This is a genomic window from Pseudomonas protegens, from assembly GCF_003363755.1.
GTDB classification, from domain to species: domain Bacteria; phylum Pseudomonadota; class Gammaproteobacteria; order Pseudomonadales; family Pseudomonadaceae; genus Aquipseudomonas; species Aquipseudomonas danubii.
This window is the reverse complement of sequence record NZ_CP031396.1, coordinates 1,765,162-1,779,246: the sequence shown is the minus strand read 5'-3', so window position 1 is coordinate 1,779,246 and position 14,085 is coordinate 1,765,162. Positions and strand designations below refer to the sequence as shown.

The window sequence follows — 14,085 nt, the reverse complement described above, 5'->3', positions numbered from 1 at the left end:
CAGCATTGTCTACGGGTAATTTGGATTTTGAACAGTTCCGGGTCTTCCTGGAAAAAGCCTGTGGTATTTTGCTCGGGGAAAACAAGCAATATCTTGTCTCGAGCCGTCTCAACAAACTGATGGAACAGCAAGGCATCAAAACCTTGGGTGAGCTGGTTCAGCGGATTCAGACCCAGCCGCGCAGCGGATTGCGCGAGATGGTGGTGGATGCGATGACGACCAACGAAACCTTGTGGTTTCGTGACACCTATCCCTTCGAAGTATTGAAGAACAAGGTGCTTCCCGAAGCCATCAAGGCCAGCCCCAATCAGCGCTTGCGGATCTGGTCGGCGGCATGCTCGTCGGGGCAGGAGCCCTATTCCTTGTCGATGTCCATCGATGAGTTCGAGCGCAGCAACATGGGCCAGTTGAAGATGGGGGTGCAGATTGTTGCTACCGATCTGTCCGGGACCATGCTCAATAACTGCAAGACCGGCGAATACGACAGCTTGGCCATCGGCCGTGGTTTGTCGGCCGAGCGCCTGCAGCGCTACTTCGACCCTAAAGGGCCGGGGCGCTGGGTGGTCAAGGCGCCGATCAAGAGCCGGGTGGAGTTTCGCTCGTTCAACCTGCTGGACAGTTACGCCAGCCTTGGCAAGTTCGACATCGTGTTCTGTCGCAATGTGCTGATCTACTTCTCGGCTGAGGTCAAGAAGGACATCCTGATGCGCATTCACAGCACGCTGAAGCCTGGTGGTTACCTGTTCCTGGGCGCTTCCGAAGCGCTCAATGGTCTGCCGGATCATTATCAGATGGTGCAATGCAGCCCTGGAATCATCTACCAGGCGAAATGATGGGCGGTTGCAGCAATAGAAAAGGAGGCCTCAGGGCCTCCTTTTTTGTGGGTGCCATTTTATCGGGTGGCCGGGCTAAAAGCGGCAGGTCGATTGCCGCTTTGCCGGCGTTTCGCGGAAATCCATTGCCGCTTTTCTGGCATTGCCGCCTTGCCGCTGCCGTAGAACCCTTGATTTATGGGGGTCTTTGACTTGGCACGTAGCTTGCTAAGTCAAGGTTACGAAAAATCAGGTCACCCAAAGGTTTCCGACATGAGCATCAGCTTCGATAAAGCGCTCGGTATTCACGAACAAGCGCTTGGCTTTCGCGCCAAGCGTGCCGAAGTGCTGGCCAACAACATCGCCAACGCCGACACCCCGAACTACAAGGCTCGGGATCTGGATTTCTCCGCTGTGCTCGCCGAGCAGAACGAAAAGGTCAAGAGCGGCACCTTCGCGTTGAACATGACCAACACCCGGCATATCGAAGCCCAGGGCCTGAGCAGTGGCGCCGAATCGCTGCTGTATCGCACGCCGATGCAACCCTCGATCGACCAGAACACCGTGGATGCCCAGTTGGAGCAATCGAGCTACGCACAGAACTCGGTTGACTTCCAAGCCAGCTTCACGCTGCTCAACAGCAAATTCAAAGGGCTGGTTGCAGCCCTGCGCGGAGAGTAATCCATGTCCCTTGCCAGTGTTTTCAATATTGCCGGTAGTGGCATGAGCGCTCAGACCACTCGTCTGAACACCGTCGCCAGTAACATCGCCAACGCCGAGAGCGTGTCGTCGAGCATCGACCAGACTTACCGCGCTCGTCATCCGGTGTTTGCCACCATGTTCCAGGGCGCCCAGAGCGGTGGCAGCGATTCGCTGTTCCAGAACCAGGATGCTGCTGGCCAAGGCGTTCAGGTGCTGGGCGTGGTGGAAGACCAGAGCAATCTGGAAGCTCGCTACGAACCGAATCATCCGGCTGCAGATGCCAAGGGCTACGTCTTCTACCCCAATGTCAACGTGGTGGAAGAAATGGCCGACATGATTTCCGCCAGTCGCTCGTTCCAGACCAACGCTGAAATGATGAATACCGCCAAAACCATGATGCAGAAGGTCCTGACCCTGGGTCAGTGATAAGGGGCGAAGCCAATGAGCGTTACTGATACCACCAGCGGTCCGTCCCTCAAGGATGTACTGGCCAACTCGTCGAAGAAGACCGCGAACACCACCAGCGCCGATGGCCTGGCGGCAGCGACGAACAGCGCCACCGGCAAGCAGGCCCTGGGCAAGGACGCGTTCCTCAAGTTGCTGGTGACCCAGCTGAACAACCAGAACCCGCTGGATCCACAGGACAACAGTGCGTTCGTTGCCCAGTTGGCGCAGTTCTCCACCCTGGAAGGGATCACGACCCTTAATACCTCGGTGAACTCCATCACTGGCAATTACAAGTCGTCTCAGGCTCTGCAGGCTTCGTCCCTGGTCGGTCGCTCGGTGATCGTCCAGTCCGGCACCACACAGGTTGACACCAGCAAGAGCATGACCGGTTCGGTGACCGTTCCGTCCAGCGTCAGCTCGGTCAAGGTGACCATCACCGACAAGGATGGCAACACCGTCAAGACCATCGACATGGGCAGCCAGAAGGCCGGCAACGCCAGTTTTGTCTGGGATGGCACCATGACCGATGGCACCAAGGCGGCCCCGGGTAACTACACCTTCAAGGCCAGCACCACCATTGATGGCAAGGGCACTGACCTGATCACCTACCTGCCGGCGACGGTCAACAGCGTCACCATCAGCCAGACCGGCGGAGAGTTGATGCTGAACCTGGCAGGGATGAGCAGCCCGATTGCCCTGTCCAAAGTACAAACCATTGGTATCTAGAGCCGACTAACCGGCACAAGGAGTGGAATATGTCTTTCAATATCGGCCTTAGCGGTCTCTACGCTGCCAACAAACAGCTGGACGTCACCGGTAACAACATCGCCAACGTCGCGACCACTGGTTTCAAGTCTTCCCGCGCTGAATTCTCCGACGTTTACTCGGCCACCAAGCTGGGCAGCGGTACTCAAGTGATTGGTAACGGCGTACGCCTGTCCAACGTTTCTCAGCAGTTCACTAACGGTGATATCAACAACACCGGCAACGTGCTGGACATGGGCATTCAGGGGCAGGGCTTCTTCGTGCTCAGCACCAATGGCTCGCTGACCTACACCCGTGCCGGTACCTTCAAGACCGACAAGGAAGGCTTCATCACCAACAGTGATGGCACTGCGCGCCTGCAAGGTTATGCCGTAGATGCCAACGGCAAGATCATCAACGGTGTACTGACCGACCTGCGGATCGATACCTCGAACCTGGCGCCCAAGCCAACCGACTCGATCTCCTCGACGATCAACCTGAACTCCGATTCGACTCCGATCGATGTGGCCTCGACCGCTCCGGCCTATGTGTTCAATCCGGCCGACAACACCACCTACACCAAGTCGTTCAGTACCCCGGTGTATGACTCTCAGGGCAACAAGCATGTCATGGATCAGTACATGATCAAGACGCCGAACCCTAATGAGTGGCAAACCTACACGCTGATTGATGGTCGCAACCCGGACGGTACTGCATTCAGCATGGCCAACCAGTCGCCGATCACCATGAAGTTCGACTCGTCGGGCAAGCTCAGCACCATTACCCCGCCAGCTGCGCCAGGGACTACGCCGTACACCATAGCCGGCAACAAAATTGTCATGTCGGCTACCGCCTGGACTCCGGGTACCGTCACCAATGGCGTATTCGCCCCTAACGGTGCCAAGCCTGCGGCGAACGGTGTCAGCATCGACATGACCAAAACCGGTTCGGTGTTCGGCGAAAGCACCCGCTCGATCATCGCGCAGAACGGCTATTCCACTGGCCAGATCAGCAGCCTGACCATCGATGGCACCGGTGTGATGCTGGCCAACTTCAGCAACGAGCAGACCAAGGCGATCGGTCAGATTTCCCTGGCCAGCTTCACCAACGAGCAAGGTCTGCAGCCGGTAGGCGGCACTCAGTGGAAAGAGACCTACTCGTCCGGTATTCCAGGTTATGACGCACCGAAGACCGGCACCCTGGGAGCGATCCAATCCAACTCCCTGGAAGAGTCCAACGTCAACCTGACCAACGAGCTGGTGAACCTGATCAAGGCGCAGAGCAACTATCAGGCGAACGCCAAGACCATCTCCACTCAGAGCACCATCATGCAGACCATCATCCAGATGACCTGATACCGGTTCGCTTGAGCGCTACACAAAAAGCCCCTCGATGAGGGGCTTTTTCATGCCTGTTTGCTGCCACCCAGTTCCTTTATTGGTGGTGGGTTCGTAGGCGTGCGCTGGTGGGGGGGGCTTTGCATGCGTGCCAGCTTGTATCGCAGGTGGCTGGCTTGTTGTCGGGGCTGGCTTGCCAGTGAAGTCGTCCTTGAGGCTTGCGCAGCGCTTGGATGGGGAGGCTTGTTCATCGCTAAGCCGGCTTCTACAGCTTTGTTGCGGGCAAAAGAAAACCCCCGATAAGCCGCAGGCCTATCGGGGGTTGGCACAGGCGCCATGGGCGCCTGTCAGCTCAGCTTATTGGCAAGCTTCGCAATCCGGCTCGTCGATGGCGCAAGCCTTCGGCACTGGAGCAGGGCCGGCAGGCGCTGCCAGGACCGAGTCGTCACCGTGGTTGCCGCCGCTGGAGACAGCGTTCAGCTTGCCGGTGTTGATGGTCGACTTCTCGGTGCTGGTGGCGGCCAGGGCGCGGAGGTAGTAAGTGGTTTTCAGGCCACGGTACCAGGCCATGCGGTAGGTCACGTCCAGCTTCTTGCCCGAGGCGCCGGCGATGTACAGGTTCAGCGACTGAGCCTGGTCGATCCACTTCTGGCGACGGCTGGCAGCGTCGACGATCCACTTGGTTTCCACTTCGAAGGCGGTCGCGTAGAGCTCTTTGAGTTCTTGCGGGATGCGCTCGATCTGTTGCACCGAACCGTCGTAGTACTTCAGGTCGTTGATCATCACCGAGTCCCACAGACCGCGAGCCTTGAGGTCGCGAACCAGGTACGGGTTGATCACGGTGAATTCGCCCGACAGGTTCGATTTCACGTAGAGGTTCTGGTAGGTCGGTTCGATCGACTGCGACACGCCGGTGATGTTGGCGATGGTCGCGGTCGGTGCGATGGCCATGATGTTGGAGTTACGAATGCCTTTCTGCACGCGGGCACGAACCGGTGCCCAGTCCAGGGTTTCGTTGAGGTCCACATCGATGTACTTCTGGCCGCGAGCCTCGATCAGGATCTGTTGCGAGTCCAGTGGCAGGATGCCTTTGGACCACAGCGAGCCCTGGAACGTCTCATAGGCGCCGCGCTCGTCGGCCAGGTCGCAGGAAGCCTGGATCGCGTAGTAGCTGACCGCTTCCATGGACTTGTCGGCGAACTCGACCGCAGCGTCGGAACCGTAGGCGATGTGCTGCAGGTACAAAGCGTCCTGGAAGCCCATGATGCCCAGGCCCACTGGACGGTGCTTGAAGTTGGAGTTCTTCGCTTGCGGCACCGAGTAGTAGTTGATGTCGATCACGTTATCGAGCATGCGCACGGCGGTGTTCACGGTGCGTTCCAGCTTGGCGGTGTCCAGCTTGCCGTTGACGATGTGGTTCGGCAGGTTGATCGAGCCCAGGTTGCAGACGGCGATCTCGTCCTTGTTGGTGTTCAAGGTGATCTCGGTGCACAGGTTCGAACTGTGGACCACGCCCACGTGCTGCTGCGGGCTGCGCAGGTTGCACGGGTCTTTGAAAGTCAGCCATGGGTGGCCGGTTTCAAACAGCATGGAGAGCATCTTGCGCCACAGGTCTTTGGCCTGGATGGTCTTGAACAGCTTGATCTTGCCTGGGTACTCGGTCAGGGCTTCGTAGTACTCGTAGCGCTCTTCGAAGGCCTTGCCGGTCAGGTCGTGCAGGTCCGGTACTTCGGATGGCGAGAACAGGGTCCACTTGCCGTCATCGAAGACACGCTTCATGAACAGGTCCGGGATCCAGTTGGCGGTGTTCATGTCGTGGGTACGACGACGATCATCACCGGTGTTCTTGCGCAGCTCGATGAACTCTTCGATGTCCATGTGCCAGGTTTCCAGGTAGGCGCAGACAGCGCCCTTGCGCTTGCCGCCCTGGTTGACTGCTACTGCGGTGTCGTTGACCACTTTCAGGAAGGGGACGACGCCCTGGGACTTGCCGTTGGTGCCCTTGATGTAGGAACCCAGCGCACGTACCGGAGTCCAGTCGTTGCCCAGGCCGCCGGCGAATTTCGACAGCATGGCGTTGTCGTGGATGGCGCCGTAGATGCCCGACAGATCGTCCGGGACAGTGGTCAGGTAGCAGCTCGACAGCTGTGGACGCAGGGTACCGGCGTTGAACAGGGTCGGGGTCGAGGCCATGTAGTCGAAGGACGACAGCAGGTTGTAGAACTCGATGGCACGGTCTTCGCGTTGCTTCTCTTCGATTGCCAGGCCCATGGCCACGCGCATGAAGAAGATCTGCGGCAGTTCGAAACGCACGCCATCCTTGTGGATGAAGTAACGGTCGTACAGGGTTTGCAGGCCCAGGTAGGTGAACTGCTGGTCGCGCTCGTGGTTGATCGCCTTGCCGAGTTTCTCCAGGTCGAACTCAGCCAGCACCGGGTTCAGCAATTCGAACTCGATACCCTTGGCGACGTAGGCCGGCAGTGCCTTGGCGTACAGGTCGGCCATTTCGTGATGGGTGGCGCTCTCGGCGACCTCGAGGAAACCCAGGCCTTCGGCGCGCAGGGTGTCCATCAGCAGGCGGGCGGTGACGAACGAGTAGTTCGGCTCGCGCTCGACCAGGGTGCGGGCGGTCATCACCAGGGCGGTGTTGACGTCTTTCAGGGCCACGCCGTCGTAGAGGTTCTTCAGGGTTTCGCGCTGGATCAGGTCGCCATCGACTTCTTCCAGGCCTTCGCAGGCTTCGCTGACGATGGTGTTCAGGCGGCCCATGTCCAGGGGAGCGAAGCTGCCATCGGCGCGGGTGATGCGGATCGAAGGGTGGGCTTGTACCGTCTCTTCGCCGCTGGAGCGAGTGGCACGTTCCTTGGCGCGGGAGTCACGGTAGATCACGTAGTCACGGGCAACTTTCTGCTCGCCGGCGCGCATCAGGGCCAGTTCGACCTGGTCCTGGATCTCTTCGATGTGGATGGTGCCGCCCGAAGGCATGCGACGCTTGAAGGTCGCGGTGACCTGTTCGGTCAGGCGCGCCACGGTGTCGTGGATTCGCGACGAGGCAGCGGCAGTGCCGCCTTCAACTGCGAGGAACGCTTTGGTGATAGCGACGGTGATCTTGTCATCGGTGTAAGCAACGACAGTGCCGTTTCGCTTGATCACGCGCAATTGGCCAGGGGCGGTAGCAGACAGATCCAGGTTGGAATCGGCGGCCTGCGGCGCATTGGCCTGCGGGTTCTCGCGAGTTGTGTCGGTTTGCATGGGTGTCTCCACGTTCTCTATGTTTGTTTGGGCACCAATGAGGTGCCCACCGTTCCGTCCTGAAGCACTACAGCCGGCAGAGGCCGGGCATAACGACTTCGGGACAGTTCAGGAAGGGGGCTATTGGCGCCGCTTCCATGCCGAAGTCATGGTGTCGAGCCTGGGCTCGGCACCTTATTCCTGGTGGGTGACAGTCTTGTTGCTGCAACACCCGTACCGCTTTCTCCTGGACAGGGTGGAAAACGATGCCATCCGCACGCGCGGTCTTGGTCTTCTGAAACAGCGATTGGTTCCACCAAACGGGGCAAGAAAAGGGCTTGAGTTTCTTGTCTGAAGTGTGTTTGGTTTTTTGCGTAAAACCCTAGATATAGGTGTTTTTGGCCGGCGGGCTACAAGATAATGCGTTTTGGGGGCTGATTGCAACGTGCTGCCTGTGGATAAGGTTGTGCGTAAATTGTGTATGGACTGGGTAAAACTCGCGCAGGCCGCAGTCCTAGTGCATGGAACCGTTTGTCACTGTTTTTTACCGCCTGAAATTGCCTTGGGCGGATTTTTGCGGGCGCGAACCCTATCACAAAAAATCCCCCTGACCGAGTCGTTTTAGTCGCTTGTGTGGGGGCCGATCCCGGTTGCTACAATCCGTCGCGGTCCATGAGTTGCTGGCGACGTTTTCCATGGCCGGTTATCCGTCTTTTTCATGACAAAAAGACGGGTGCTTTCTTTCCAGTGAATGCTGGCAATAAAAAAGAGGTCGAGCGTGGAGCAAGAAGCCTGGCAGGTACTGATTGTCGAGGATGACCAGCGTCTGGCTGAGTTGACCCGTGAATATCTCGAAAGCAACGGCCTGCTGGTGGCCATCGAGGGCAACGGCGCCCGGGCTGCTGCCAGGATCATTGCCGAGCAGCCAGACCTGGTGATTCTCGACCTGATGCTGCCCGGTGAAGACGGCCTGAGTATCTGTCGCAAAGTCCGGGGTCGCTATGACGGGCCAATCCTCATGCTCACCGCCCGCACCGATGACATGGATCAGGTCATGGGCCTGGACCTGGGGGCCGATGACTACGTCTGCAAGCCGGTACGCCCACGGTTGTTGCTGGCGCGGATCCAGGCCTTGCTGCGGCGTAGCGAAGCAGCGGAGCCTGCCCAGGAGAAAACCCGGCGCCTGCAATTCGGTCCTCTGGTGGTGGACAACGCCCTGCGTGAGGCATGGCTGAGCGATGTCGGCATCGAGCTGACCAGTGCCGAGTTCGATCTGTTGTGGCTGCTGGTGGTGAATGCGGGGCGGATACTGTCCCGTGAGGAGATCTTCACCGCTCTGCGCGGCATAGGTTATGACGGCCAGGACCGTTCCATCGATGTGCGCATCTCGCGCATCCGGCCCAAGATCGGCGACGACCCGGAGCACCCGCGGCTGATCAAGACCATTCGCAGCAAGGGCTATCTGTTCGTTCCTGAAGCCGCCGCCGAATTGCCCTCGTGAACTCCATCTTCCTGCGGATCTATGGCGGTATGTGCGCCGCGCTGATCCTGGTGGCGCTGCTGGGGGTGCTGGCTCTGCACCTGCTCAACGAGGTGCGCAGCGAGCAGTACCGCGAACGACTGGCCCACGGCACCTTCTCGCTGATGGCGGATAACCTCAAGCCCATGAGCGAGATCGAGCGTCGCCGCGCCTTGGCCGTGTGGGAGCGGCTGTTGGGGATTCCCCTGAGCCTGAAGACCTTCAACCAGACCGACCTGGACAGCAGCCAGCGTGGCCGGGTGCTGCGCGGACAGGCGCTGGTGGAGCAGATCGGGCCCTTTGCCGCCCGGGTCTATCGCCTGGTCAACGAGAAGGAGCAGTTGCTGCTCAGTGCCGAAGTGCAACAGATCAGCGAGCAACTGGCCCGGGCAACCATCTATCTGTTGGCGGACGAGTTGGTACGGTATCCGGTGGCGGAGCAGCCTGAGCGCCTGGCGGCATTGAAGAAGGCCAAGGGGTTTGGTTTCGATATGCACCTGTCCACCCTGGATGCCGCCGATATGGATGAGGACCAGCGCCGACGGGTGGCCGAGGGCGATACGGTGATGGCCCTGGGCAAGGGCGGTGATTCGATCCGGGTATTTGCGGGGTTGGTGGGTACGCCCTGGGTGCTGGAAATCGGCCCTCTGTATCAGATGAACCCTTATCCGCCGCAATGGCTGGTGCTGATTGCCGTGCTCGGCCTGAGCTTGATCGGCCTGATCGTCTATTTATTGGTACGCCAACTGGAGCGACGTCTCAGCGGCCTGGAATCGGCGGCCACGAAAATTGCCAAGGGCAGCCTGGAAACCCGCGTGCCGGCTCGTGGTGTGGATTCGGTGGGGCGCCTGGCGGCTGCATTCAACGGCATGGCCGAGCATTTGCAACGCTTGTTGGCGATCCAGCGCGAACTGGTGCGGGCGGTCTCTCATGAGTTGCGTACACCAGTGGCTCGGTTGCGTTTTGGTCTGGAGATGATTGCTTCGGCAAATACCGATCAGGCGCGACAGAAGTACCTGGATGGCATGGATCACGATATTCAGGACCTGGATCGTCTGGTGGACGAGATGCTCACCTATGCCCGCCTGGAACAGGGCTCGCCGGCCTTGAACTTCCAGCGTATCGACCTGGATGCCCTGATTAACCAAGTGATCAGCGAACTGGCACCCTTGCGGGCCAACCTCAAGGTCCAGCGTGGGCTGTGCCTGTCCGACGCCGAGTGCGACGGGGCCTGGGTTGAGGCCGAGCCGCGCTATCTGCACCGGGCGCTGCAGAATCTGGTGAGCAATGCCATGCGCCATGCGGAATCCCAGGTCACTGTCAGTTATCAGGTGGGCCAGTTGCGCTGTCGGGTGGATGTGGAGGATGACGGTCCCGGCGTGCCGGAAAGTGCCTGGGAAAAGATCTTCACGCCTTTTCTGCGCCTGGATGACAGTCGTACCCGGGCTTCCGGCGGTCATGGGCTGGGGCTGTCGATCGTGCGGCGAATCATCCACTGGCACGACGGTCGGGCCCTGATCAGCCAGAGCAAGAGCCTCGGGGGCGCCTGCTTCAGCCTCAGCTGGCCCCGGCAGCAGGAGCCCCGCTGAGGATTGTCGGCGGGGCGGCCTTGATGGCGATCAGACTGAGCAACTGGTTGTCCTCGACCACGAACTGCCCCTGTAGCTCACTGCCGTGGTGCCATTCATCGCTCAGGTCCGTCAGTAGGCGCACTCGGACCTGGCCCTCGAGAGACCACTTCAGTACTTCGGCGTGTTCGAAGTAGAAGTTTTTGTGCACCAATGGATACAGGGTCTTGTACAGGCTTTCCTTGATCGAGAAGGTCAGGGTCACCGCCAGGGCGTGCAACGCGGGGGGCAACAGGTCCCGGCGTTGCAGTTCCGCCGGCGTGAGGATCTGCTCAGCCAGATTGGCCGCGCGTTCATTGCTCAGCAGCTTTTCCAGGTCTATTCCCAAGGCTCGCCAGTGCTGTTTGTCGGCGACGATGGCGGCGGCGCGGCCGGTGCCGTGGGTAATGGAACCGCAGATATGCTCGGGCCAGATCGGCGCCCGATCGGCGCCGATCGGAGGAACCCAATCCACATTCTGCAGTTGCCACAGGGCGGCCCGGGCGCACAGGCGTCCGGCCAGGAATTCGGCTTGGCGCTTGGCCACCGAGCGCTGGATGTTGGGCGGCGCTTCAATGCCGCTGCGCTGGAAATCGTCCGCGGCCAATTGCCCGGGATCGAACCGAGTGCTCAGCCAAAGGGTATGGGGCAAGGCCTCCGGCAGGGGCCAGGAGGCATCTAGAGAGGTACAGCAAGCGGGGAGAGGGGGGAGTGCATTCATGGCCGCTAGTTTGCCGGGTTGAAGAGTTCGAGGGTAGCGGTGTGTGGTGCAGAGAGGGGACTCAGAAAGCTGGGCGAGAGCGTTGTGCAGGTTGAAATGCCTCAAGACAGCTAGATGGATCTGGTTCAGGCGAGGTTAAGAGTGTGTTCAGGGGGAGTTCAGGGCGGGCTGTTTACTCTAGCCCCGTACCCAAAAAGCCAATAGCGCAAAGGAAACTTCCTATGACTTCATTGAAAAAACTGATCCTGGCCTTTACCGTTCTCGGCGCCAGCGCCGCCGTCCAAGCCGCTGACAGTAACTTCGCCAGCCTGACCTACGGCCAGACCAGCGACAAGGTTAAAAAATCCAGCCAGCTCAACAGCAATCTCGGGCATCCGAACGCCGATGGTGTGATCGGCAAGGACAACACTTGGGGTGTGCGTTTCGGTCAACAGAATGACCAGGGCCGTTACTACGCCACTTACGATTACGTTTCCGGCTCTCACAATGGCATTAAACTGCGTCAGCAAAATCTGCTGGGCAGTTACGATATGTTCCTGCCGGTGACCAGCAGCACCAAGCTGTTTGGCGGTGCTACCGCCGGCTTGACCAAGCTGACCCAGGAATCCCCGGGCTTCAGCCGCGATAGCGACATCGGTTACGCGGTGGGAGTGCAGGCGGGTGTCCTGCAGCAGGTTTCACAAAATACCTCGGTAGAGCTCGGCTACCGTTACCTGCGCAGCAATGCCGGGACCGAGATGAGCGAGCGGGGCGGCAGCAAGCAAGGTTCCTTGAGCCTTACCAGCAGTGCCCAGACTTATCTGTCGGCCAACTACGCTTTCTGATAAGCGGCCTGGCCTGAACCGCGCCGGACTGTGCCTTGGGCACGGTCCGGCGCTGGCGCATTGATCGTCAGGGCGCAGGGGCGCCCTCGGAGATGTCGAATTTTGCCTGGGAGAGCGTTATGAAGTTGCTGGTCGTCGAAGATGAGGCGCTGTTGCGCCATCACCTGCAAACCCGCCTCACCGACAGTGGCCATGTGGTCGAGTCCGTGGCGAACGCCGAGGAGGCGTTGTATCAGACCGAGCAGTTCAATCACGACCTGGCGGTGATCGACCTGGGATTGCCCGGCATGGGCGGACTGGACCTGATCCGTCAGTTACGTGCCCGTGGCAAGACGTTTCCGATCCTCATCCTCACCGCCCGCGGCAATTGGCAGGACAAGGTCGAAGGCCTGGCCGCCGGTGCCGACGACTATGTGGTCAAGCCGTTTCAGTTCGAAGAGCTGGATGCACGGCTCAATGCGTTGCTGCGGCGTTCCAGCGGTTTTACCCAGTCCACCATCATTGCCGGCCCTTTGCTGCTGGACCTGAATCGCAAGCAGGCGTCCATGGATGATCAACCCCTGGCCCTGACCGCCTACGAATACCGGATCCTCGAGTACCTGATGCTCCATCACCAGCAGGTGGTGGCCAAGGACCGGCTGATGGAGCAGTTGTACCCGGACGATGACGAGCGTGATCCGAACGTCATCGAGGTGCTGGTGGGGCGGCTGCGGCGCAAGTTGGAGGGGCCGTCGGGCTTCAAGCCGATTGATACGGTGCGCGGCCTGGGCTATCTGTTCAACGAGCGCTGCCGATGATTCGATCGCTGCGGCTGCGGCTGATGCTGGCGGCGACCACCTTGGCGGTGCTGTTCATGCTGGCGTTGCTGCCGGCCATGCAGGGGGCCTTCAGCCTGGCGCTGCAGGACTCCATCGAGCAGCGCCTGGCTTCCGACGTCACCACCCTGATTTCGGCGGCGCGGATTGAAAACAACCGCCTGCAGATGCCCGCACAACTGCCGGACGAGCGCTTCAATCTCGCCGACAGTCGCTTGCTGGGCTACATCTATGACCGAGAGGGGCACCTGGTCTGGCGCTCCCGGGCCACCCAGGAAGAGAACATCAATTACCGGCCGCGGTACGACGGGCGCGGTAACGAGTTCGCCAGAATCCGTGAAGCCAATGGCCAGGAGTTCTTCGTCTACGACGTCGAGATCAAGTTGTTGGGGGGCAAGAACGCGGCTTTCAGTATCGTTGCACTGCAACCGGTGCGTGAGTACCAGCAGACTCTGGAAGGGGTCAGGGAAAACCTCTATCTAGGCTTTGGTGCGGCGTTGCTGGTGCTGCTGGCATTGCTCTGGCTGGGGTTGACCTGGGGTTTGCAGGCCCTACGACGCTTGAGCCAGGAGTTGGACCAGATCGAGAGCGGTACCCGCCAAAGCCTCAGTGAGGAGCATCCGCGAGAGCTGTTGCGTCTGACCGGCTCCTTGAACCGTCTGCTGCAAAGCGAGCGCGAGCAGCGTAGCCGCTACCGCGACTCCCTGGATGACCTGGCCCACAGCCTGAAAACCCCGTTGACGGTGTTGCAAGGGGTCAGCGAGGACATGGCGCAACGGCCTCAGGATCGGGAGCAGGCCTGGGTCCTGCAGGCGCAGATCGAGCGCATGAGTCAGCAGATCAGCTACCAGTTGCAGCGTGCCAGCCTGCGCAAAAGTGGCCTGGTGCGTCATCAGGTGCGCCTGCGGCCGGTGCTGCAAAGCCTGTGCGACACCCTGGACAAGGTCTATCGCGACAAGCAGGTGCGCGTGTCCTTCGATTTGCCCGAGCGCTGCTATGTGCCGATCGAGCACGGGGCCTTGCTGGAATTGCTTGGCAACCTGCTGGAGAACGCCTACCGCCTGTGCCTGAGCTCGGTACGCATCAGTGTGCGCGAGACTCTGGATGGCTCAGAGCTGTGTGTGGAGGACGATGGCCCTGGTGTGCCACCCGATCAGCGGGCGCGGATTCTCCAACGTGGCGAGCGTCTTGATCGCCAGCACCCAGGGCAGGGCATAGGCCTGGCGGTGGTCAAGGACATCATCGAGAGTTATGGCGCGCAGTTGACCCTGGGGGATTCAGCCTTGGGCGGTGCGGCCTTCAGGATTCACTTCCCGGCCCTGTAAA

Annotated in this window: 12 protein-coding genes; 10 read left to right on the top strand and 2 right to left on the bottom strand. The window is 59.9% G+C overall.

The features are described 5' to 3' along the window. Positions 1-5: 5 nt before the first annotated feature. The 5 genes from cheR to flgE all read left to right on the top strand — a co-directional run bounded on the left by cheR (position 6) and on the right by flgE (position 4,060). Positions 6-833, top strand: a complete 828-nt coding sequence (gene cheR, locus DWF74_RS07630) for a protein-glutamate O-methyltransferase CheR (protein ID WP_011062744.1) — start codon at positions 6-8, stop codon at positions 831-833. Positions 834-1,085: 252 nt separating this feature from the next. Then, complete coding sequence (flgB, locus tag DWF74_RS07625) at positions 1,086-1,493, top strand: flagellar basal body rod protein FlgB (protein ID WP_102860708.1); 408 nt, start codon at positions 1,086-1,088, stop codon at positions 1,491-1,493. Positions 1,494-1,496: 3 nt separating this feature from the next. Beyond that, the gene (gene flgC / locus DWF74_RS07620; protein ID WP_102860709.1) at positions 1,497-1,940 is read left to right on the top strand and encodes a flagellar basal body rod protein FlgC; all 444 of its coding nucleotides are present in this window, start codon (positions 1,497-1,499) and stop codon (positions 1,938-1,940) included. A gap of 15 nt (positions 1,941-1,955) precedes the next feature. Further along, positions 1,956-2,687 carry a flagellar hook assembly protein FlgD gene (gene flgD / locus DWF74_RS07615; RefSeq protein WP_102860710.1) on the top strand — a complete coding sequence of 244 codons (732 nt, stop codon included), beginning with the start codon at positions 1,956-1,958 and terminating at the stop codon, positions 2,685-2,687. 29 nt (positions 2,688-2,716) lie between these two features. Beyond that, a complete protein-coding gene (gene flgE / locus DWF74_RS07610) occupies positions 2,717-4,060 on the top strand; it encodes a flagellar hook protein FlgE (protein ID WP_115580700.1) in 1,344 nt (447 codons plus the stop codon). A gap of 339 nt (positions 4,061-4,399) precedes the next feature. Here the strand turns inward: flgE and DWF74_RS07605 are convergent, their stop codons facing one another. Beyond that, positions 4,400-7,294, bottom strand: coding sequence for a ribonucleoside-diphosphate reductase subunit alpha (locus tag DWF74_RS07605; protein ID WP_102860712.1), 2,895 nt, complete (start codon positions 7,292-7,294; stop codon positions 4,400-4,402). Between the two features lie 757 nt (positions 7,295-8,051). Here DWF74_RS07605 and DWF74_RS07600 point away from each other — a divergent pair. Both DWF74_RS07600 and DWF74_RS07595 read left to right on the top strand, forming a co-directional pair. Then, the gene (locus tag DWF74_RS07600; RefSeq protein WP_102860713.1) at positions 8,052-8,774 is read left to right on the top strand and encodes a response regulator; all 723 of its coding nucleotides are present in this window, start codon (positions 8,052-8,054) and stop codon (positions 8,772-8,774) included. Next, on the top strand, positions 8,771-10,381 hold the full coding sequence (locus tag DWF74_RS07595; protein WP_115580699.1) for an ATP-binding protein: 1,611 nt from the start codon (positions 8,771-8,773) through the stop codon (positions 10,379-10,381). Before DWF74_RS07600 ends, DWF74_RS07595 begins: the two co-directional genes overlap by 4 nt. Here DWF74_RS07595 and DWF74_RS07590 read toward each other — a convergent pair. Further along, entirely contained in the window at positions 10,350-11,120 is a 771-nt protein-coding gene (locus DWF74_RS07590) for a 4'-phosphopantetheinyl transferase family protein (RefSeq protein ID WP_115580698.1), read from the bottom strand. The two genes, DWF74_RS07595 and DWF74_RS07590, sit on opposite strands and share 32 nt — an antisense overlap. A gap of 221 nt (positions 11,121-11,341) precedes the next feature. Here DWF74_RS07590 and DWF74_RS07585 point away from each other — a divergent pair, with 221 nt between their 5' ends. The 3 genes from DWF74_RS07585 to DWF74_RS07575 all read left to right on the top strand — a co-directional run bounded on the left by DWF74_RS07585 (position 11,342) and on the right by DWF74_RS07575 (position 14,084). Further along, positions 11,342-11,944 carry a hypothetical protein gene (locus tag DWF74_RS07585; protein WP_102860716.1) on the top strand — a complete coding sequence of 201 codons (603 nt, stop codon included), beginning with the start codon at positions 11,342-11,344 and terminating at the stop codon, positions 11,942-11,944. Between the two features lie 119 nt (positions 11,945-12,063). Further along, entirely contained in the window at positions 12,064-12,741 is a 678-nt protein-coding gene (locus DWF74_RS07580; protein ID WP_102860717.1) for a response regulator, read from the top strand. Then, complete coding sequence (locus DWF74_RS07575; protein WP_102860718.1) at positions 12,738-14,084, top strand: ATP-binding protein; 1,347 nt, start codon at positions 12,738-12,740, stop codon at positions 14,082-14,084. Before DWF74_RS07580 ends, DWF74_RS07575 begins: the two co-directional genes overlap by 4 nt. Position 14,085 lies beyond the last annotated feature (1 nt).

What these genes read in the sequence shown, in the direction of transcription:
- flgB (WP_102860708.1), top strand. Translation starts at nt 1,086, where the DNA reads ATGAGCATCAGCTTCGATAAAGCGCTCGGTATTCACGAACAAGCGCTT.
- flgC (WP_102860709.1), top strand. Translation starts at nt 1,497, where the DNA reads ATGTCCCTTGCCAGTGTTTTCAATATTGCCGGTAGTGGCATGAGCGCT.
- flgD (WP_102860710.1), top strand. Translation starts at nt 1,956, where the DNA reads ATGAGCGTTACTGATACCACCAGCGGTCCGTCCCTCAAGGATGTACTG.
- flgE (WP_115580700.1), top strand. Translation starts at nt 2,717, where the DNA reads ATGTCTTTCAATATCGGCCTTAGCGGTCTCTACGCTGCCAACAAACAG.
- DWF74_RS07605 (WP_102860712.1), bottom strand. Translation starts at nt 7,294, where the DNA reads ATGCAAACCGACACAACTCGCGAGAACCCGCAGGCCAATGCGCCGCAG.
- DWF74_RS07590 (WP_115580698.1), bottom strand. Translation starts at nt 11,120, where the DNA reads ATGAATGCACTCCCCCCTCTCCCCGCTTGCTGTACCTCTCTAGATGCC.
- DWF74_RS07585 (WP_102860716.1), top strand. Translation starts at nt 11,342, where the DNA reads ATGACTTCATTGAAAAAACTGATCCTGGCCTTTACCGTTCTCGGCGCC.
- DWF74_RS07580 (WP_102860717.1), top strand. Translation starts at nt 12,064, where the DNA reads ATGAAGTTGCTGGTCGTCGAAGATGAGGCGCTGTTGCGCCATCACCTG.
- DWF74_RS07575 (WP_102860718.1), top strand. Translation starts at nt 12,738, where the DNA reads ATGATTCGATCGCTGCGGCTGCGGCTGATGCTGGCGGCGACCACCTTG.